Annotated in this window: 8 protein-coding genes; 1 reads left to right on the forward strand and 7 read right to left on the reverse strand. The window is 42.3% G+C overall.

The genetic code is table 11. The features are described 5' to 3' along the window. Positions 1 to 226: 226 nt before the first annotated feature. The 6 genes from D0T50_RS12385 to D0T50_RS12410 form a co-directional block, all read right to left on the reverse strand. Complete coding sequence (locus D0T50_RS12385) at positions 227 to 1084, reverse strand: outer membrane beta-barrel protein (RefSeq protein ID WP_163223848.1); 858 nt, start codon at positions 1082 to 1084, stop codon at positions 227 to 229. Positions 1085 to 1096: 12 nt separating this feature from the next. Further along, the gene (locus D0T50_RS12390; protein ID WP_163223849.1) at positions 1097 to 8977 is read right to left on the reverse strand and encodes a S8 family serine peptidase; all 7881 of its coding nucleotides are present in this window, start codon (positions 8975 to 8977) and stop codon (positions 1097 to 1099) included. Between the two features lie 585 nt (positions 8978 to 9562). Continuing rightward, complete coding sequence (locus D0T50_RS12395; RefSeq protein WP_163223850.1) at positions 9563 to 10735, reverse strand: OmpA family protein; 1173 nt, start codon at positions 10733 to 10735, stop codon at positions 9563 to 9565. Then, on the reverse strand, positions 10732 to 11169 hold the full coding sequence (locus D0T50_RS12400) for a hypothetical protein (protein ID WP_163223851.1): 438 nt from the start codon (positions 11167 to 11169) through the stop codon (positions 10732 to 10734). The genes D0T50_RS12395 and D0T50_RS12400 overlap by 4 nt, the downstream gene beginning before the upstream one ends. A gap of 72 nt (positions 11170 to 11241) precedes the next feature. Continuing rightward, positions 11242 to 20829 carry a LamG-like jellyroll fold domain-containing protein gene (locus D0T50_RS12405; protein WP_163223852.1) on the reverse strand — a complete coding sequence of 3196 codons (9588 nt, stop codon included), beginning with the start codon at positions 20827 to 20829 and terminating at the stop codon, positions 11242 to 11244. Between the two features lie 59 nt (positions 20830 to 20888). Next, the gene (locus tag D0T50_RS12410; protein WP_163223853.1) at positions 20889 to 21164 is read right to left on the reverse strand and encodes a hypothetical protein; all 276 of its coding nucleotides are present in this window, start codon (positions 21162 to 21164) and stop codon (positions 20889 to 20891) included. A gap of 12 nt (positions 21165 to 21176) precedes the next feature. Between D0T50_RS12410 and D0T50_RS12415 the strand changes: the two genes are divergently transcribed. After that, the gene (locus D0T50_RS12415) at positions 21177 to 21359 is read left to right on the forward strand and encodes a hypothetical protein (RefSeq protein WP_163223854.1); all 183 of its coding nucleotides are present in this window, start codon (positions 21177 to 21179) and stop codon (positions 21357 to 21359) included. Between the two features lie 155 nt (positions 21360 to 21514). Here the strand turns inward: D0T50_RS12415 and D0T50_RS12420 are convergent, their stop codons facing one another. Next, the gene (locus D0T50_RS12420) at positions 21515 to 23167 is read right to left on the reverse strand and encodes a helix-turn-helix domain-containing protein (protein ID WP_203558243.1); all 1653 of its coding nucleotides are present in this window, start codon (positions 23165 to 23167) and stop codon (positions 21515 to 21517) included. Positions 23168 to 23405 lie beyond the last annotated feature (238 nt).

Below are 23405 nucleotides of genomic sequence, written 5' to 3' on the forward strand. Positions count from 1 at the left end.
AAAGTATGAATGACAACCTTTTTAGAATAGAAAGAGATATTTTGACAACGTTTCTAGTAACAAGCAGAAAAAACTGACAACCAATTTCAGTATAAGTCAGACATACATTTTCTCAAAGCTTCTCAGCAAATTGAGAATAAATACTCACTATGTTGAGAAACTATTCTCACCGTGTTGAGTATTTGTTCTCAACACGGTGAGAACTTTGTCTCTCTTAGGTCAATGACTAATTCTTCGTCATCTTAAACGCCAAACGTATTTTCACTCCTACCGACATAAGATTAACCTTGTCGGATAGGTTGGTATTCAAAACGCTGTTGTTCTCATAGCGAGAAGGTTTTGCTGCATTGTAAATCAGGAATGAAGTACCCTGATTATCGCTGACATCGTTCAATCCGTAGTCTACGAAAGCACCTGTGTATAAAGAAAAGGTTTCAGAAAGATACCATTTCATACCAAGCTCAGCGGCAAGCATAACAGAAAGTTTCAAGTCGAAGTCTCTATCAACAGAAACCCCATTAAAACTACCAAAACCCTGAGGTATTACATCATCAAGAATAAGTTCGCCATTGCTATAGTATCCCTTCGTTGTGAGCTGTGCGCTATTGGTTTTATACTTGGACGTCATGGGAAATCCTATTTTAATTCCTAATGCAACATAGAACTGATGATTATTAAAGACAGGTGTCTGAAACTGTCCCATAACCGGAATATGAAGAAACATGGCACGTTGCTTTTCTCCGTAGCCGGCAATAGAAGCACGAAGTTCGAAGGATTCGTTTTCGCTATCTACAGTTTTAAAGCTCTCGTCGAAAGTATTCATCGTAGCCTTTGTGTTGTAGAAGGAAAATTCCAACCCTGTATTCAAGCTAAACTTTTCATTGAAGAAATAGCTGTATCCTACTCCAAAGCTACCTCCACCTTTCATTTTGGCATCACCATTAATCAGGTCGTATTTCAGTCCCGATAACCCCGCACCACCTGTTAGCGAAACTTCATGTTTCACACTTTCCTGCGCGATGTTACGCCCCACAGGGAACGTAACCAATATGGCGCACAGTATTATTTTGCTTATTTTTTTCATTCTATCAATTATTTATTCTACTGTTATATTAAATGTTCTTGTTATATCATTGCTGATAACATGAACAAGGTAGAAGCCTTCTTCGTATGGCATTTGTATAGTTGTGTACTCTTCTGATGTTATTTCAGTTTTCAGTACCTGCCCCGAAATGTTTATTACCTTAATAGTGATTGGCGAAGACTTAATATCAGGCAATTCTGCTCTGAAAGTAAATGCTTCGTTGCTCTTAAGAGTATTCGGATAAACAGACAAAGAAATATCCTTGCGTACTGGTGTTATCGGACAGGTATAAACAGTTTTACCATCCGTAGTAACCATGCGTGCATGGTATTCGGCTGTAAAATCGAGTTCATCGTCTTCCTTGCTACCCGCCGAATAGTATTGTTTGGTTGCTCCACCAATAGGGAAACCATTCATATACCACTGATATCCATCGTCTTTGTATTTCTTTCCGCTGTTATTTACATACAATAAGCTGTTCCATTTCTGAACGATGATTCCTTCCGGATTCAGGCACGATTCTACCAATACATCAATATCCGTATTAGATGTTGCATTATATGCATCCTTCAACGTTAATGTTAGTTTGGTTTCGCCGGATGCTACCGGAGCTACAACAAATGTAGAAGGAGATACATAAACTTTCGCAATGCTTTCGTCCTGGCTTACAATGTTGTATGCAAAATTGTCGCCATCGGGGTCGTTAGCCAAATCGGCAATGTTGTATTCATTTGCATCTTTACTACCGAGAGAATAAACCAATGTTGATTCACCTGTATAAACAGGAGGACGGTTCGTGCGACCAACCTCGATATTTATACTGCATTCGGTAGAAGCTCCGTATTCATCTGTGGCTTTTAGAATTATGGTATGTACACCCGCATCACCATAATCTGGTGTAATTACTAGCTTCACAATACCGTTGGTATACGAATCGGTAACAAAGTTAACCTTCTGGGTGGTTTCAACACTAAAGGTGTTTCCTTCTTTATCTGCTACCTGAATGGTTACTTCGCGTGTCTCTTTCTCTACTACGTAGATGGTGGCCGGAGCATCTGTAAAGGTAGGTCCTTCATTCATAGTCAGCGCAACAGGCACCGAGAGATAAGGTCTCTTTGTGTCGTTCGATTTGAATGTGACGTACGCGTTTTGAGTACCCTGAATGGCGGCTTCGCCATTAAGTTCAACTTCCACCTTCGAGTCTTCGCCTACAGCCAGCGTACCGGTAAGGGTGCCAATCAGTTTGGCCCAGCCCGATTTCACTGCCGATTTCTCAGCAGCATACATCACCCAACCCAACGGATAACCCAGCTCTACTTCCTGGAAGTCATACCATATTTCTTCTTGCTGGCCGCTTGATACATCATGATATTCGAGCAGATATCTGTCTCTTACAATTTCAATTCTTTCGTCCATAATTGCAACCTGCGGTTGGGCAATGCCATATGGGTATGTAAAGATTACATAGAAGTTTTCGTTGGGGTATATAACTGCCTCGTTGTCGAGAGTTACATTGTATATCTTACCCAGCTGACCGGCTTCGGAACCTATAAACTCGAGAGAGCCGGTTGCTACCGGAAGTGCATCGTAGATGCTTGTCCCGCCGGCTTTTACCTGTACACGGATAACGCCATTGACATCGCCCGGCATAAACCATGTGCCCACATCGGATACATTGAAGCCATCGGGGCCTGCTGTAAAGCGTGTTGCAATAGACTGGTCTTCTCTACCTTTATAATAACCCAACGCATAGATTTCTGTAGCTCCGCTTATAATTTCATCGGTAACATACTTTATTGTGCTATTGAAATTATCTGCCCGTGTTACATCATTTTGTGTTGTAGTGGCGAATTTTTCTTTAATAGTCGTTCCGGCCGGTAGTGGGGTAGATTCTACCTTCCTGCCAGTAGCAGATGCCAACAAGTTGTTCAACGGATCTTTGTCCGAGTTGTTTCTCCAATACTCCAGATTGATTTCATAATTCAGATCGGATGCTCCGGCCTTGTTATCAAACAAAATGGTGTGCTTGGATTTCTCGGTAGGTAGATTCATCAGTACATCGATAGCCTCTTCGTCTGCCAATTCAATGTTGATAACAGGAGGCAGGAATGCTTCGCCCTTGAGTGTAATTGTTTTTTCTCCCAGGCTTGTGGTTAAAACCAGGTTATCTTCAAACACACCGTCGTATTCGGGTTTGAACTGAATGATAGAAAGCAAGGTGTCGCCGGGAAGAATTGTGTATTCGGGCGCATCACCTCCGCCGCCAGGGAATCCGGGGAATCCCGGCCATGGCCAGCCACCACCGTCGGTGTAAAGATCGGCTATGTCTGTCCAAGTCGAATTTTCTTTCTTAAAGAGAAGTTGGGTCAGGAACTGATCGCCTTTTTCCATCTTGGCTTTGGTTATTACCACGGGGACATCTCCCTTGTTCCTCATGGTCATCTCAATTGTAAAATCGAAATATGTCCAATCGTCTATTTTATATACTTCCTGACGTCCGAAATCAACTTCTTCAGGCATAGAGAAATTCTCTTCTCCTGCAACAATTAGCTCCAGTGGTTTGTACTGTACCGGGTTAGCCGGGTCATTGGAATGAATCTGAAGTTCACCAAAATATGCACCGGCATATACTTTTGATGCATCAAGAATAAGATCACCCTCAGCCTTTTCGCCTGCCGGCAAGATACGCTTCTCGGATGGGAGCAACAGATATGCAAGTCCTTTATTGTGTGGCAATTCGCTATCTGAAGAGATGATTAGATATTCGTCTTTACCATTTTGTAAACCTATTTTCGCTGTTCTGGAAATGTACTCGTAACCATCCAGACTGGAAGGCTTGTATTGGAATTTAATAGTTCCGTCTTTATATATAACAGCCTGTGCCAGAAGCGGGTCTCCCATGCCCAGCATATTTACATAGTAGTTGTATGATACAACAATCTTATCTTCGAAGAGTTGGTAAAATAAACCGGTGATGTCTTCGGAGTGTTGTGAACTAAATCCGCCCGATGACCAGAGTGGCATAATATATGCCCCTTCGTCGTCGAATGGAATTTGCTCGGAGTCTACTCTGGCAGCAGGTAATTTCTCGCCTAAAGCTAGAATCCCCGATTCGCCCAAATGCAAGGTAGTGTACTCTTTACCATAGAATTTGATGGGGAAAGGAAGCTCTTTTAGCGTATGCCAGTATTCCTCTCTCATATTACCATAGGTGATGTCTTCGTGCACACCCGTTTTAGTGATATCGATCCAGTTGAAGGTCGGTTCACCGTTGTTGTGGGTCTGGTAAATATACGAAGATGTTGGTTGAGCATCTGATTTATTATCAAAACTGAACCAAGTGCTGCCAAGAACCGAGTATTCCAGATCAGAGAGTCCGGTGTTCTCTATCTCAAACGGATATACCTTTGTCTCGCCCAGTTTCAATTCGGCAGAGAGATAATCAAGATTGGCACTTGCAACCGGAGCAGGAAGCACATTTGCCTTGATGCTGACAGTTCTTTTCTCCCCATTATCAAATGTAATGGTTGCCACATCGTCTAGCGTAGCAATAGCAGTTGTTACAGCGTTTATTACAAATGGTTCATTCAATCCCGGTTTTATAGTCTGAGTACCAGTAATGTTGAACTGGTTGTTCTTAAACTCTATATCGGATATAACTGCATTTTTGCTTCCGGTGTTTCTGATGGAGAACTCTTTACTATATTCGAAGTCTTTGTAGATGGCGCCGAAGTCTATCGCTTCAGTCGATACGGTAATACCGAATTCACCTCCCGAAACAACATCAAGGTTAACAAGAGAAGAGGTGGTCGACTTTTCCGGATCATTGGTAACGAAGTTGATAAAGCGTTTGTATGCGCCCTCGGCCAATGTGGCTGTCGACATACTTACTTTGACGCTGGCTTGTTCGCCCGGCATCAAAATTCCGGAAGCATTTTCTATGGCAGTGATAATATCTGGCCCAGGATAGTCGAGCCCAATCGCCATTTGCTCAAACAATCCAATAGGGTTATCGATGCTCGAAACCTGAATACCGTCTTTCTTTTGAATGTCTTCAACAAGAACGCTCATATAATTATTTGAAAACTCGTCACTCAGCTTTTCGTAATAGAAGCGAATGTCTCCATTAGCCAGTAAAACGATCTGTGCTGTGTAGAACTCGTAGTCGTTCATGCAGGCATCGGTAAACTGAACGATCAATTTGTCCGACTCTTGCTTGTAATGGATCGTGCCACCCTGAGTATATTTGAACATTTCGCCCAGTACCGATATATATCCTTTCGGTTGTTCTTCTTTTCCAAGGGCAGGCACATTAAGGGGTTGACAATCATCGCTAAAAGTCAGGAATCCCATGGTAGAAACATAAATCTTTTCTTCTATTTTTCCGTAGAAGGGGAATCCGAAGCCAAAGGCCAACTCTTTGTAGTTATTTGTTTTGAAATGATCGGTGATATCGATGCCCGTACCGCTGATGTCCTGAAAGTCGTATGTAAGCGGATCGTTTTCATCAGGCATATTCGTACGAACCACATAACCATACGTGTGGTAAGATACCGGCCAGTTATTACTTACGCCTTGCGTATCGAATCCAGGCACGAAATATTTGAGCGGATACTTTCCTTGGTTCTCTATTGCTATCTCAGCAGTTACAATATCGCCGATAGAGAGTGATCCTATTGCCTGTTCGGTCGGAGTTAACATTGCTTTGGATGTCTCGATACCTACACCAAACACAACCAATTCAAAATTATACTTGCCATCGTATGTAGAGAACTGAATTTTCTCATTGACATTGCCAGCTTGCGTAGGTTTGAAAGTGGCTTTGATCATTTTCTTATTGCGGGCGTCGATACCGTTCCATAACGTATTTTCTACCTGGAAAGCATCTCCTGTAGCAACTGCATCCATGCCGCCAATTTTGCCATAGCCCTGATTATCCAGTTCTATTTCGAGAGTTTTCTCCGATCCGATGAATACATCACCAAAGTTCACAATGTCGGGGGTTACAACTTTTGGCAACTGACCAGTAACATTTACAGTTACGGGCATGCGATACTCGGCGTTTTTAGAGTCGTTGGATCTGAAGATAATGTTTGCCCCGTACGAGCCATTAATCAACTGGGTACCATCAGCATTCAGTGTGATGGTTTTTGTCTCATTGCCTGCAATCTCTCCCGATTCGGGATTTAGTGTTAGGTACTGGGCTACGTGCTGATTGCTGCTAACCAAAACATACGACCAAACCATATCGCTCGTAGCAGTTGCTATCGACAACGGACTCCAACTGGCGCCGGCATTACGAGAATAGAAACAAAGATCCGAGTAGGAAGGGTCTCCTTCCGGACCTACACCCATCGGATATTGGTTGTATGCCGGAATGTGAACAACCACCCAAACAGTACTCCCCTTTTCGAAATAAAGCTGCTCTTTTAATATCGCATTGTAGAAGAATTCTCCTGTCAGTTCTTCGTCTTCATCGGATTCTACCTCCATGAACTTCTCATCGTCCCAAACCTTTTTCTTGGGGGTAATGTCTTGTGCATAATACAGGTTATCTTTCTTCAATTCGTTACCTTTATATATTTCAAGAATTACAGATCCTGTGTTAGGTTTGAAGCGTATCCGCATATCCACCTGCGTCAAGTTGAACCCTTCCTCTTCGGTTATGGAAAATTTGGCAGCTCCGGAGATAGGATACGAAGGATCCACCTCACCGATGCAATATTCGCCCTCGTGCGAATACTTGGTCAGGTATTTCATGCTCGATGTAAAAGTCATCGGCATGATTGATTGTGCTTTTACTTTTTCAACCACGCGTGTAACGGGCACTCGTCCCACACTCATCGGCGATGCAGATGTTTTTGGTGCTTGCGGATAGTTTAATGCGGAGTACGCCTCCCAATCTACCGTGGCACTGCTGTTGCGCACATAATAATCCCACATTAAAAAGCCTTCGGCTCCATTGACCAGATCAAAAGTCTCGGATGCTACGAAAGATGTCTCACCGTTCAATGCCAACGCAATCGAATGATCATCATTACCAGTAGAAACACTGATAGCCGGTCCCTGATTCGTTGTCGCATTCACCACATTGGATATTGCCGAGATGTTTCCCCATCTGTCCGAAGAAGTAACGACAAAATAATAGGTGGTCAACCCCAGTAATCCTTCTACCTTCCGGTTGATTTCTTCGCCGGCTCCGAGAACATTCTCGAAGGTGATGACTTTTGCACCGGTCAGATTAGCCGCGGTCAGTGGTTGAGTGTGATAATACAGTTTGTATTCGTGCGGATACTCGTCGTCTTCATCGCCAGGTACGCTCCAAGTGAGGTTTACAAACTCTTGAGCTGTACCGGCAACTTTGAGATCAGTAATTGCATCCGGCGCAATGCGGGCGTCGCGTTTAATGGCCAGCATCGCATCGACAGCTCCCTTTCCAAGCATACCTGCGTAGGTAGGGTTCTTACTGTCGATAGGTATAACACCAGTGAGGAGCTTATTGCGCAATTCCTGACTGGTCATTTGATGATCACTATTGGCAATAGCTAGTGCTGCAATACCCGAAACATGAGGACACGACATCGACGTACCTTCCATATAACCATATTTATTGTTGGGTAGCGTACTTAATACACCTTCGCGCGGAGAAATATCCATCATTCCTCCCGGCGCGGCAATATCCACCCAATTTCCGTAGTTGGAGTATCCGGCCTTTTTCCAGTCCTTCTGTATTGAGCTCACAGCCAATACAGAACTGTAGTTTTGCGGATACCAGTTACCGTCCATATTGAAGTTACCGGCAGCAAACAGCACAATACCGCCTCTCATTGGGCTACCCGGATAGTCGCCCGCCTCGGCAATAAAATAATCGATGGCATCGAGCAATGCTTGCGACTGAGGCACATCGGGCTCACTGTAGCCCCAACTATTTTGGGCAATAACAGCCCCCATTGTTGCTGCATAAACAAATGCCTGCTCTACCGCTGCATTGCCACCTAATATCTGAAGACTCATTAGCTTCGCTCCGTCGTTGTTACCGGTGCCGCCAGCTACGCCCGACACACCGATCCCGTTGTTATTCACGGCACTGATTGTTCCTGCCACATGTGTTCCGTGGCTTTGAGGAGTGATGCTACCGCGATTATCAACGAAATTGTAGCCATACACATCGTCGATGTAGCCGTTGCCATCGTCATCCGTATCGGGCGACCCGTTTAGTTCGGCAAGGTTCACCCACATGTTAGCTTTCAGGTCGTCGTGGTTTACATCAATACCCTGGTCTAACACAGCCACGATTACATCACCTCGACCCGCTGTGTGTTTCCACGCTTCGAACAAGTTGATGTCAGCTTCGCCTTCTACACTGTTGGTGTAATGCCATTGGTCGGGCAAAGAAGGGTCATTAAACGGATACGTACTTCTCGTACTCACCTTCTTTGGAGGGGTATAGGGAGTGATTTTCTGGGGCTCGAGAGTTATTTCGTATTGCGCTTCGGCTGTTGACACCTCGCCTAGCCTTTTCAATGCGTGGATAGCTTCTTCCGGGTCAATTTCGTTGTCAATCTCTATCACATACCAAAGATGCAATCCATGCTTACGTAACTTGGTCTCAATTCTTTCGTTGTAAGGAATCAAACGCTTCATGTTGGTAGCGTTCAAGGAGTGATTTACCTTGTCGAGATTCTGAATACCGGTAGATAACCTCCCGCTTCGCGTGGTTACCTGCATTGTATTGAGCGTGTTGGCCATTGCCGGAGCAAACTTAACCTTAACGACTCCCTTTTGCATCCCTTTGTCAGTGTACACTGATTGTTGTGCTTCTATTTTGATAACAGAGCACAGCAATACAAAGAGAAGCAACATTTTAATTCGCTGTGTAGCAAAATGCTTCATTCTTTTAGTTTTTAGTTGTTAATAAGGTGAATATAGTCTATAAAGATGTGGATAAGAGTGGCTCACATAGAGCAGAGCTAAGTGTCTTTCATGCGCTTTTTATTTTTAGGTTTTATTTTAAGCTATTTTAAGGCGGCGTAAAGATAAAACAAGCTATTTAAAAAGCATAATAACAGCCTGTTTTTTTTCAGAAAAATTATTGGGCCGACATGGAGAAGAGCACACTAAAGTTGGGACGAATGTTATTTCTCGATTTTTTTATACCGATTTTAGGGATATAGGTGTAAAAGGGTTTCTCTTTTACCTCCTTTTCTATACAACCATATATTGAGGAGATATGAACATAGCATTAAACTAAAGAAAGACCTTCTGCTTGAGCGTAGCGAGTTTGAGGTCTTTCAGCGTAGTACAGCAAGTGAGTAGCAGCGTAAATTCAGCCTTGATTTTTTCTTTTTTGCTATCTTTTTTCTTTTGTATCAAGGCAAAAGAAAAAAGTAGATTGAACAGAGATACAATAAAAAAGCAAAGGGCGCCCCCTCCGGTGCGCCCCCACTCTCATTCAAAAAGCATCCTTACTAAAAGACCTTACTTCTCAAGCGCGGTTACAAGAACCACTCTATTCCAAGCTCCCTTCTCGTAAGGCTGTTCGGCAGTACCTTTACCTTGCGTCGTCAAACGTTCGGCTTTCACTCCATACTTATGTATCAATATATCTTTTACCGTTTCGGCACGTTGATACGATAGACGGTCGTTGAACTCAGACGGGCCTGATTTGTCTGCATATCCATCCAAACGTATAGACGCGTGTGGATTTGCATCGAGGTACTTCGCGATATTAACAAACACCATTTCCTGTCCAGAGATAGGAGCCGATTTGTTGATATTAAAGCGGATGGATGTAAGCAAGAAAGGTTCGTTGAACACTTTCTTCTCTACCACTACTTCTTTCACCACGGTAACCGTGTCGCGTTGGATGCGGATAACTTCTTTCGGCACATAGATTGTTTTACGGTGGTTGAAACCGCGCTTGCCTAAGTGATAAGTAACACCCAGTGTAAGTGCGCAATTGTTTTCGTACAACCTACCTGCAATGCGTCCGTCAAACTGATCGGGCATAACTGCCGTTTGTGCTTCGATGTTTATGTCGAAACGCTTATTCAGTTTGTACTTGCCCATAAGCGAAAAGTTGGCAGTCATCACATCATTATCCGGTGTACCTTTATAACCAAACAGGTGCATGTATCCCAAACCGATAGCAGGAATAATATCCCATTTACGTTCTTCGTTTACACGTCCAATAAGATTCAGCAAGCTAAACTGAAAATCCAGATGCACATTGGCATAGCGTAGGTAATGACGATAGGTACCATCGGGACGGATGGTTACATGATCGCGCACCGGGTCTTTCGTCCCAAAGATAAATCCATTGCTCAGCGGATTGTCCAGATATAACCCAGCAGAGGTACTAAACCCATTAAGACTATATCCTTGAAATTGCAAGCGAAGTCCCCAATGTGGCGAAAACCACTTACCGGCAGTTAGTGAAATAGAAGGCGTAATTCTATCTTGGAAATCGAGTTTTTGTGCATTCTTCGAGAATAGCACTTGCGCCCCACCTCCTACTTCAATGTACCAGTTCCTGTTGAAAGGTGTTTCCTCGAACACCTCGTTCTCCGCTGTTTGCGAGTATGCCGAGGCAGACAAGCAAATAAGCAGAAGCAACAAGCTCTTTTTACTCTTTAGCAGTATTGCGTTCATTGTACAATGGTTAAAGGTAATACTTGCGCATCGTCTGCCGAGCCATAGCGGGTATCTACATCAAAGTTCAGGAAAGCAGATGTTTCATACATATAAGCATTCTTGGAACTGTAGTACTTAAAGCTTATCCGCTCTTGTTCGGTTCCTGTTCCTTTAATCAGTATTACATATACTTTCTGTGTACCTACCGCAACAGCCTCACCTATCCCGCGACATTCATCGCCTACGAAAGCAGCTAGTTTGTCGCCTGTTTCTTCGTAAGTTGCCAGATTCTCGGGCAGACACACAAACGCGCTCATGCTTACGGGAAGCGTGCCTGTGAGGTCTACCGCCCAATTGGGATCGGGGAATGTAGTAAATGTTTCATCGTCCTCGCTGCAAGACGCACAGCAGAACAAACCTACTAATAACATTAAGGTATATAACTTTTTCATTTTTCGTTGTTTTTAGCAGAGATAGCCGGAGGAATACTCCGTGCTATCTCTATATGATGAATAATTACAAACTTATTTTTTCTCTACTTTATGTACTGTTGATTCGCCGTTTACAGTAACCTGTACCAGATATGTTCCGCGTTCCAGTCCGGTTGCATTCCAAACCTTGCGGTAGTATCCATTGTACACCGTTTCTTTCTCTATTTTGTAAACAACTCTACCTTGTACATCATAAATAGTTACCTCTACGGTTTCAACTTCCGGATTTGACACCACAATGCTCAGTTCGGTTTCGAATGGTGAAGGATAAATCTTCACACCCGATTGCAAGTCGGCAAAGTTAAGTACCATCGGTTTGTCGAGTGAACCATACATCTTATCAGATGAGTAGTTAAACGTTTCGTTGGCACGAGCCACGATTGTTCCGTTTCTTTCTAATCCGAAGGTTACTACACCGTCTTGTTCTCCGGCAATGGTTATAAAGGTTGCGTTAGCCTCAGCTACATCGCTACCTACTCCACGAAGTTCACCGTTTACGTAAGCTACAATTCTATCGCCACTCTCCATATTATCATGAGACACAGCCACTACAGTCATGTTCTCTGCATAAGAGAGATTTTCGTATTCGTCGGCGTTAGCACGTGTCGCAGCAGTTTCGGCAGCGCGTGTCAAACTACCTTGAATAGCCGGATAGCGGAAGCTTGTTGCAGCAGCACTTGGATCGCGATACAGCATGTATCCCTTGCCTGCCTCCATGTAAGTAAGATTACCTATCCATCCGCTGTTTTCCGAGTACATAGCAAATCCCGATTGAGACTTCACGACATCACCCTTCACAGCAGAGTATTCCGACAATGCCTCTTTGATTGTCATATTCTCCGTTGGCAGATAACTAATGTAATTCCAGTTTTTGCCTACGTTGATAGACACTTCTCTTGCGTTAACCGCAGTACCAAACAGGCTAAGTACTTGTTCTGAAGAAGAATTCAACATATACATCGTAGTATTATTAAAGTTCTTCAACGAACCTACCCATTGCTTGGTGTTTACAGAGTAAGAGCTTGTACTTACATCATTCTTCACCTCACTTGCCGAAGTCCATGTACCATTTGCCAAAGCAGTGTTCAAGTCGCCCAAAGTTGAAGCATTCAGGTTCAATGAAATCCAGTTCCATCCCCTATTCAGTTTCATATTCTGATATACCATCTCTTCACCCGAGAAAATCACCGGTTCGTCCGAAGACCCTACAATCGAATTGTTGATAAATGGTATGTTTCCACTTGATGTTTTAGCCAGATAAATGCGTCCGGTGCTATCATCCCAAATACGGAACTCAATTCCATCCTTTTGTTTATCATTTCCATATATTACCAGGAAGGTGTACCACATATCTACGTTGGCTTGGTACTGACAATTGGCAACACCTACACACTTACCGTCTACGAATGCCGCAATCATATCATCTTTATCCGAAGAGAAGATGTTGTTAATGCGCAACTTACCATAAACAGACATGTTGTATTTGAAGTCTGCCGGGTTTACTTTCCAATTTGGTTTCTCGCCCTTAACCTTTACATTCAGGTTCAATGCGCGAGCCACATTGTTTTCATTCATCAGATAAATGATTTCGTCGTAGCTACCAATATTCAACGCTTCGTCTACCGTAAACTTAAGATGCAATGTGCTCTTAGGATTAATACTTCCGCTAGAAGGATAAACCGTGAGCCATGATGGTGCGTTCTCAATACTGAAACGCTCTACGCTACCACCTACATTGATGATATCTACTGTGAATTCGAGTGGTTCGTACACATCTTTCGACACGTTCACTTCGTTTTCATTCCATTGCAATTGATTGCGATCTATATATGCCGTCCAGGATATGGGCGAGATGATGGTATTACCATTTACGTCCTGTACATCTTTCACTCTGAAGGATACGATACTTTCTTCGTAATCATCCCAGCCATTGGCTGCAGCCGGTGTTATAATGAGTGCGTCGTTGTTTACCACGTAATTCACGGTAATAACATTTTCAGCTCCCTTATCTTTTACCGGTGCCACGTCTGCTTTTTCGCTTACATCGCCCTTTGCTATAGCATCATTTACTACTGCTCCGTTTGCACCACGAATGGTTTTGTCGGACAATGAGAATACCATTTCTTTTGTACCCTGCCAAGATTGATACTCTTCGAATGGATAGTAAGTGAACAGTGCCATTTCTGTACCCTTCAAGCTTACGTTGTTATCCATATTGATGAGTGTTTCATTCTTGTAGGTTTCCCAAATACGGAATTCGTCAATACCTCCCTTGAAGTACATATCCACAATTTCGGTTGTTGCATCAGTTTCGCTATACCAAGCGCGAGCACCCAAATGCATATACGCACTTTTAATACCGCCTAACGATGAAGCATCGAAGTAGGTTTTCAGCATTCCATCCACATAGATAGATGCTCTACCAAAGTTTCTGCTTACCGTAAGGGCATAGTGGTGCCATGCGCCATCGTCGAATTTTTCTTCCAACGTGCTCTTGTACCCATTGTTGCGTAGTACTAGTTTACCATCTTCAAATCCAATGAAGATAAGGTTTGTAGAACCGCTATTGTCCTGACCATCTCCACGACCATTGGCTACCATAGCAGCATCTGTCTGTCCGGGTTGTGCCTTAAACCAGAAGTCAAGTGTATAATCCATCACATCGCTGATAGGAAGGCTTCCCGTAGATAATTTTACATACGATTGTCCGTCGAACTTCGCTGCAAAACCAGAACGGTCAATAAACCATTGTGCATGCATCAACGCATTAGCTCCACGTGCCTTGTCTTTTGCAACAGTTCCGCGTCCTTCATCCATTGGATAGTAAGCTATCAAACCAGGTTCGGATCCTTTCAGACTGATACTTCTATTCTGGTTAAGTGTTCCCATAGAAAGTGGTCTGTCCCAAACTCTTAGTTCACTCATCTTTCCACAGAAATATTTATTCTCAGTAGAAATAGAACGTCCCATTACATAATTACCTTCGCCATTGTAACTATCGGTAGATTTATTGATAACTTGTTTCATGTTGTAATAAACCACGATTTGCGGATTGTTTCCTGCCGAGTAAACAGCAGCGAGGTGTACCCACTCTTGAAGTGGCAGGTCTATTGTTTCGTCGGAATAAACGATGTCGCTTCCAATTTTTACTGCAATTCGTTTGTCGGCAGTAAAGCCCAATTCAAATGAATTGTTTATATTGCCATGGCTAAACACAACGGATTCTCCCAACTTATCGAACATTAATGCCATTTCTGCCGTAAAGTTCTTCGAAGTAAGGTTACGTACAATTTCTGTTTCCAGATAGTCGGATTTACCATCAAAGTGTACAGATGCTGCGCGAGAAAGGATTTGTCCGTTGCGTGTACCTGTTACTTCAAAACAGTTATCACTCAACAAGCCTTCGGCAATGCTCTCGTTGAAGTTCAAACGAACTTCGCTATCTATATCTAAGATACCGTTAGCCGGTTGTGCGCTACCAAACAATCTTGGACGGTACGTATCTTTTACACCGCTCACGATGTTTGAGAACGTTTCTATTTCGGTTGTTCCTTGTAAGCAAACACTTACCGCACAGATGTCATACTTTTGGTCGGGCAGTTTTTGCATATTCAAATTATAAGTAAACGAACCACCCTTCTTAATCATTTCCGTTGCTCCTTCTGCCTTTTCGCGCAATGCTTCATCGGCATAGAATTCGATTACACTTTCCCAGTCGTTGTCCGAAGCCGCAGATGGTTTGTACATAATACGAATACACTTGAAGTTCGCATAATTCGTATCGTAACCGTCGATTAGCATCGGCATACAGAAATCGCCATCTGCTTTTCCATCTAGTCTGAACTTAGTAGAGTCGTACAGTGTCCACTTGTCGCTTGGCTGACTGATATGTACATCCGAACAAGAAGGCACAAAATGAGCCGCTATGGTAATAGTATCTCCAATATTATCCTTGAAGTCGAGTGTATTGTACTGACATTGCGAATGTAACACTAACTGCAGGTCAGGATAATCGAGCTCTGTACCCTTACCTACTTCCAGCGTTTTAATCAACACCTCTTTTGCCGGTATGGTAAATGTACGTCCATTACCAAGTGGAGTTCCATCAATATAGAAGGAAGCGCCATTGGGGTTGCTGGCATCAACTACATTCAAGTCGAAGCTGCAATCGGTATTTATTTCGGAACCGTTGCTCAGGTATAGTTTATATACCGCACGACGACTCGAAGGCACGTTGGTTACATTTGCGTTCTCCACATCCAATACCGGTACTTCTACTTGTGCTGTTGCTTGGTCTATAACATGTTTGCCCGGTTCATAGTATTTAGTAATATAACCATCTTCGTACGGACAAGAGGTAGCTCCACCTTTTAGTTTGAAGATAAAGTTGCTCGAACCTTCGATTCTGGTATCATCGTCGGCAAAATCAGAGCTAACGTCTGTGCAAACATCTACGCTCAAATAATCGGTACTTCCTTCGTCGGCAAATACGAATCCTATACTTTTCTTTTGCTCATTGGACTGTTCAAAGCTTCCACCGTTATTAATATAGCCGGTTTCTTCGAGAACAAAGCTAAGACCTTGACCATCGCTTTTCATTCCCCAAGAACTCATGGCTTTCAATCCAAGACCGATGTTAAATTCTTCGGAAGTAGCACGTTTGTGAGAGAACTCCTCCGAATATTCTATCGGAGCACCTGCATGGAAAGAGTAATTCTTTTTATGCTTAGCTCTTACTTTTGCTTCTTCATTCTTGCGCATATGACCAATCCAAGTTTCTACTTGTTGGTTGTAGGTCAATACAGTATCCACATCCATAAGTTCGCCATCGGGAACTATGATTTTATAACTTGGTCCATCTTCATATTTTTCAGAAGCCGCATCGCCAAAGATATCGCGGTCGCGGTTGTCGGCACCAAATTTTATATCATACTCTTCGTCTTCCAGTTGCACTTGCGACCAATACACTTGTTTGCCAGTGCTGTTAGCTCTTGCCTTCGCTCCGGCTTCGCCAACTGTATAGGGAAGGATGAATGTATTTCTCATTCGCTGCAATTCAGGAATCAATGTGTTTTCAATGAAAGCTTGCGGATAAGCAAACATAGTAGAGTAATCCATGCCGATATTCAAACCCTCTGCACGTACCAACACATAGTCGCCTACACGTTTCAGTTCAGTATGTTCTTCGGGAGAGAATTGCTTGGCTTCAATCAGATAAATACAGGTAGCCTCTCCATAAGAAATATTTGTAGAGTTACCAATATATACGTCGCCATCAGCTCCTACGTACAATGGGTCGTCACTTGTTTGGAAACGGGTTGTAAAGGTTTGTTCTTCAACAGTTCCTGTTTTTACACTAACTGATTCTTTATGAATAATACCGGCCTCTTGTTCATTCGGAACTTCTACCTCTTTAATCATTCCGGCACCTACCCCTGCGAATGTAACAATCTTACCTCCGTTGTGTGCTTTAAGATATTCAGAACCTTCATTTTCGATTGAGAACACATAAAAGCTTTCAGTAGTAGTTGTAAAACCTTCTTCAATGTAAGAGTAACTATTACTACCATGTGGGTCGCGCAAGATTAGCTTCAACTGGTCGGGTCCTCGTGTTACGAACTTCGTACCCGATTCTTTACCACCTGTTACAACAGCTTCCAATGATTTCCCGTCATTCCAAAGAACAACCTGCGAATCCATTTTTAAGGAGATTGCCAATCGTTTCAGTGCGTCAGGAGTCGAAATTTCGGGAGAACCTGCCACAAAGTCATAGTAAGCAATACCTACCGAATCTACTTCTACCTCATCAACAGCTTCGGTTAGACTAAAACCATTGTTAAATGAAAGTACACCATCGGTTACAGGCACTCGATCAGGCTTTCCTACTTCACCACCCTCTTTATTGTAGAATGTAAACGCTTCAAACGCTTTCATAATGAACGAGTACTTCAAACCACCCTGGAAGAATGGAGCACCAAATATGTATTCTTTTTTATCACAATCATATACCGGTACTTTTATACTTGTTCCGTCCATCGCATTGGCAGTACTTATACTATCGCCATAGAACGATTGTTCTTTATTATTCACTATTTGCACCAACTCAAGGCTTGGCGTTACGCGTTTAATAAAATTGTATTTATAGTTGTAAGAAACGCTATCTTCGTAGTGCAGGTACTCAACTTCTCCTGTAGCATGCTGTATAGAATCTGTAAACGCATGTTTAGAAGATTGTGGTACAAACACATTTTGTAAATCTACGCTAACAGAGCGCGCCATCAAATTACCATGTCCGGAAGCAAATGCTGCCGAAATACTGTAGCTTTCGGGGAAGATATTTACCATAAACTCACCTGTTTGCGGGTCGGGATAGATATCGAGTGAGTTTTCGGTTGTGTTGTACACAAGCTTCGTTTGATGTACTTTCGATTTATCGTCCTCCCAGACAGGCACCGGATGGTCAATAATAAGAACAGAGTCGGTAGGATTAACCGTTAGCTTGTTTTTATTGCCCGAAGTAAGCTGCATAGATATTTTCAGCTCTTCACCCAAGTTATTTTTAGACAAAGACATACCTAAGGGGTAAGCTGCTTGTATAGCTCCACCACCCATACGTCCGATAAATTTAATCGTTGTACTATCATACAAATGTATATTTTCCAATCGTTGTTGGTAGTTGCGGTCTGACCCGTCTATATTGGTTATCTTTCCTTCGTTTACAAACACATGGTTATGCTTCACCGCCTTCACTTCGTGTTTACCAACAGGAACAGAAATGTCGAACTTACCATCCGAGTCGGTCATTGACGCGCTACCGTTGCTCTTCACCGCTGTTACACCATCAATGGTAAACATCACATCGGGCACAGGAACAGTACTGTTGTTATAATACACATAACCTGTAACTTGGAATGAAGACTTATCTGTAAAGTCGCACGTATGAGACAAAGCCCCTTCAGCAATCAAACGTTGTTGTTGCACCGGGTCGAATTGGTGTGGACTACTGGCAGCTCCTAAGTAAGGAATAACACGATACATAGTACCTTGACCGTAGTAAGGAATACCTGTGATGCTGTAGTTACCTTTATCATCGGTTACACCTTTGAGTGTTAATTGATCTTTAGAAGGAATTACATCATTGTACATAGCATTTACAATTGTACCATGATTAGCATTGTGGTCGTTTACCCTGAACGATATGTCATAGAATTCGCCGGCTATGCCATCATTAAATCTCCAATAACCCACGATACCCGTTTCGCCCCCATAGAGCAGGCGACCGTAGTCTCTCTCTATTTCTTCGGCAGTAAGGGCTATTTCCCATGCACGCATTTCGTCTATCAAACCGTTGAAGAAGTTTCCTCCTTCGTTTTTCCCTATGTAGGTAGTGGATGTAGAGGTAGCTGCTGCTGCTCCTGCCACAGAGGCTTTGTGTTCACCATTTACATAGAGCAATAACTCACCACCAGCTTTTACTGCCGAGATGTGCGTATAGTTCAATCCGGTAGGTTTCACATAGTCGGTTACAACCGTTGCTCCACCTGTAGTAAAGCTAAACTTACCTTCGGCATTAAAGCCCAATTCATATTCGCCTTCCTTGCTCATAATTGTTTGGTTGGCAGGCTGATTATCTGTCGGAGCTACCCAAGCCTGAAGAGTAAAGTCTCCACCTGCCAATGCAAGGTTTTTGTTCAATTGCAGATAAGCATCCGTACCATTGAAACGAATACTCTTTCCTGTTTCGGGCACATCACTTTCCAGGAAAACATCGGCATACGGCACGGCTTGTCCATTTTCATACTTAATACGCCCGTAAATACTTCCTGTAGGTGTACGGAAACCAATATCATGAACAGCATTACTAAACATATTTTTTTTGTTGCAGGTAACCATACCATCTACTATATAGGTATAGTAAACTCCTGCAGCCCCCTTATTATCATCGGCAATTACAAAATCGCCTGATGAAGCAACAACAGTAGCAACTTGAATAGTATCGGCACCTTGCTTGTTATATTCCACACGACGGATACGGAAGTTATCAAAACCTCCTACAGCACTCCATTGCAAAGAAACTCGATCCGAGTAGTAGCCTTTAGATACAATTAAATTACTTACACTACCAATCTCGGCCGTTAGCGCATAACCTGGTATTTGAGTTTCAGCAGGTCTTGTATATTTACTGCTCCCGGGAAGGAACTGTATCAGATAATTCATCTCGTTGCACGCTATGAGCGATTCATCATAGAATACACCCGCTTTTGCATCTTCCTCGTTAAGTTCTACTAGGTCTGATATTTGTCCTGTTGTAATGTTCCGTCTTCTTATCTTCAAGTAAGAGTTATCAGGCCAAATACCATTTTCATAAGTCCATTTAATTACAGCAGTAGGGAATCCGTTCTTTTCTTCTACAGTAACCGTATCAGGGACAAAAGTCATCAACTTAGATTTTACAGCAACACTATCTGTCACATTATAAATCCACCCCCATTGACTCGATGTATTTGTTCTACGTAAACGATAATAGAGTTTCCCTTGCGCGTTATTATTTCTAATATCATCTTTACCAGAATAGGCAATCGTTTGACTACTGTGGGACAAACTCATTGTGACTGAATTGTCAAAATTCTTATTGTCTGCCCGTTCCAATTCAAATTGGTCGCCCGTGATGTAATCTTTATCATCAGGCAATGCGGAAATATCCCAGCTATAATTTACATAACCATCAATAGTGTAGCTCAAATTCAAAGCCGTTGGCCATTGATATATAGGAACTTTAATATTACCCGTACCTTTACGAAAAATACCACTATATTTACGATATATACTGTAAGTGTTTTCTACATCAAAATTAACGTTAGCAATATCCAAAACAAAGGTTCCGGCATCACCCGAATTTGCAGATACAGACAGCAGTTCTGTTTTATTAATATTGTCATAAAGAACAATAGTTCCAAGTCCATCATCCAGATTATTGCCCGATTCATAAGACTTGCTCCATGGGAATTTTATAACAGCCTTACCACCATCCGTCGAGAATGAATAGCTGCTAAGTGTAACATCTTTTATATCAAAAGGGGTAAGTGTTTTTGTTACATCAAATCCCCCCGGGTCAGGAGCACCATTTTTCGCCCATTTCCCATTAATTCTAACCGTCTGAACTTTATTTAACTCCGTGTTCGGAATAGTCCATGTCCATGTCATAAAATTACTACCGCTTCTATCTCCTGAATCCTTGGTTCTAGACATAGAGCTCCAACCCGAAAAGCCACTCTTGGCTGTTAGTGTGGGGTTTTTACCATCTCCATCTACATTTACAACTCCAGATACAGTATATCCGCTTAGCCCCTCATTTATATGAATATCCATCCATCCCGAGTCTTGAACACCCAAGTCTCCACTACCGCTTACATTTTCAAAAAAGGCAAACTTCAGTGTAAAAGTTCTGGATGAAGGATTAAATGACAAGACAAAGTCACTGTCGTTATTCCAATTAGCATACGTATTTCCTGTACCCATTAAGAATAGGAATAGAAATAAAATCAAGCGAGTAAATCGCTTCCTACCGGATAAGACTCTTTTGTCTCTCCAGTTGCTCTTTTCCAAGTAGTTGTTGTCCATGTAACAAAATTGAATTTTAATTAACAAATATATAGTTCGAAAAATGTAAGCAAATAGATTCAATGTACGTTGGCGTTTTCAATAACACACGTCAATGACTGATATGAAAGCGACTCTAAAAGCAGTTTATGCCCTAGAGCATCGTCTACCCTGTCGAAGTAACGATAATAAACGAGCGTTTGCGAAGGAGCTAAGTGCTCTACTTTCCGGGAAGAGCAAATAGAATAACAGACCTGTCGCACATGAGTTATATTGTTTTGAACGATATAAACCCAGTAGGTAAGTCCTGCTATTCTGTCCTTAGGTAATTGATTTGTACTGGCGTTGTTCTTCATGCGAGCAAATGTATGGAAGAACAAAAAAAAGGGGTTGTCAATTCAGAAAAACAATTTGTCGATTCAGAAAACATCGATGAAATCGGTGTTTTTGAACTATTTTGTGCCAGAAGAAGGGATGTTTTGTACCAAAAAAAGAGGTCTGTTAGCAAAAGTAGGTTAGTTCGTTTTCATTCTCCTACATTGAAAAAGTAAATAGTCCATAAGTTCAGCGATCGTCAGCCATAAGCGCATCACTCTTCGTCCATAGGCGCACGAGTCGTGAGACTATGGCTGACGGAGCATGAGACTATGGCTCATAGTCGCTCATCCATAGGCGGAGAAGAGAATAAGAATATAAGAAACTGTTTTTAGGTCTCTACCCTCTTTGTGGCAGAGAACTTACGATACTCGGACGGGCTCATGCCGTATTGCTTACTAAATCCGCGAAAGAATGGAGAGTAAGAAGCATGCCCCGACTCTACGGCAATAGCATCTAACGTTAACTCCGGACTATTCGTGAGAAGTTCTAAAGCATATTGCAAACGAAGTTTGGCAATATAAGAAGAGAATGTTTCGCCACAACCCTCTCTGATTGCATTTGCCAGATATATCTCGTTGGTGCTAAGGGCATCCGCAAGTTTCTTGCGATCTATATCGGAATCTACAAATAGTTTCTGGGTTTGCATCAACTCTGTAAGTTCCACATATAGTTTCATTTCGCGCGTAAGTTCTTCTTTGGGGATATGAGCAAAAGTTTGATTTGCTTCTGCTTCCATACGGGTTATTTCCTGAATTTGTTTATACAATGCCAAGTTTCTCTTTTTCAGCTTACACGAATAAAGGATGTAGACAAACAAAGCCAAAAGCAACAATAAAGTTCCTCCTATTGAGATGATAAGCAGTAAGCGATTCCGTTCTTTCTCGGCTACTATTTTATCAAACTCATAAACCGTTCGCAGTTCGTTCAGCTGTTGCAGATTATCGACTGTTGTTATTGAGTCGTTAAGGATAAGAAGTTCTTCGTATGCCACGCAGGCTTCTTGAAATCTCGACAAGTTCAGCAACGCGCGTTTCTTGAAATCAACAAGTCTGTGTATATCTTGAAAAGCCTCGGGCCATCTTCTATGAAATTGAAGACATAACTCTGCCAACTCCAATACTTTTTCATCTTCTCTTTTATTATAATAGAAGCTCAATTTTGCATCATTCAGATTTTCCTGTATCAGTTCTTGATTACCCTCCGCAAAATCCTCGGCTCTTCTTATATAATACTCGGCTTCTTCAAACCTCTTCAACTGCCCCAATGCTCTAATCATATTGAGGTCGGAATAAAACTGATTACCCGCATTAACAAATGCCATTCCTGTTTGCTCTAAAGCCACACGTTTATCTTCAGCTAAGAGTTCATTCCAATCAGCTATATACGCTAACGCCTCTTCCGCTCTTTCTCTTGTGATGAGGTAAGAAACAAGCATTCTGTACGTAGGGTTCATATGCTCCATCCTACGATCAAGGCTTTCTATTTGCTTTGCGGTTTGGATGGTTTCTTTAAAAAAGGCTTCACTCTGCTCGTGAAGACTTTGCATACGATAGCACATACCAAAGCTATAGGAGGCGAGCGCTTGTGTCTCGAGTGAACCCATCTGTTTAGCATCTTCATATATCTCCTTGCATCTTTGAAGCGCCTTTTCGGGCTTATTGTCAAGAAGACAAATATCTATTTCCAATCGAGCCAGATAGTTATAGCGCTCCATAAAGCTGTTTTCTTTGAAGAAACGAAACGCCTCGGGCAACGATTTGTAGAACATTCCATATTCGCTATAGTTTGAGTAGCATACAGCACGGGCAAGGATAGCAAGCGCTTCATATTTCAGATTTCCCTGACGGCGGCTCTCCCTTTCGAGATCGTCAATAGCATTTAGTTCGTCCTGCATTACATCACCATGCACCACGATGGAATATATAAGTTTGTAAGCATCCAGTTTTTCAATACCTTCGGAGCTTTGTGCTACTTGTCTCAAGCTATCAATTTTGTTTTGTTCTACGCTATTTATAAAAAGGAAAGGGAATAATACACAGAGTGCAAATAGGGCGGAGCGTTTCAATGTACACATAAGTTGTTTAATAATTATTTATCTTTGGGCTGTAAATGTATATAAAAGCCTCAATCTTTCAAAAAAAATTAAGACTAATCCTTTTCTTTACTTTATTTCCCCTCGATTATTTTATCTCCGTCACTTGACTAAAAAAGTGCACTTT

The sequence above is a fragment of the Bacteroides sp. 214 genome, from assembly GCF_010501015.1.
GTDB lineage: Bacteria > Bacteroidota > Bacteroidia > Bacteroidales > Bacteroidaceae > Bacteroides.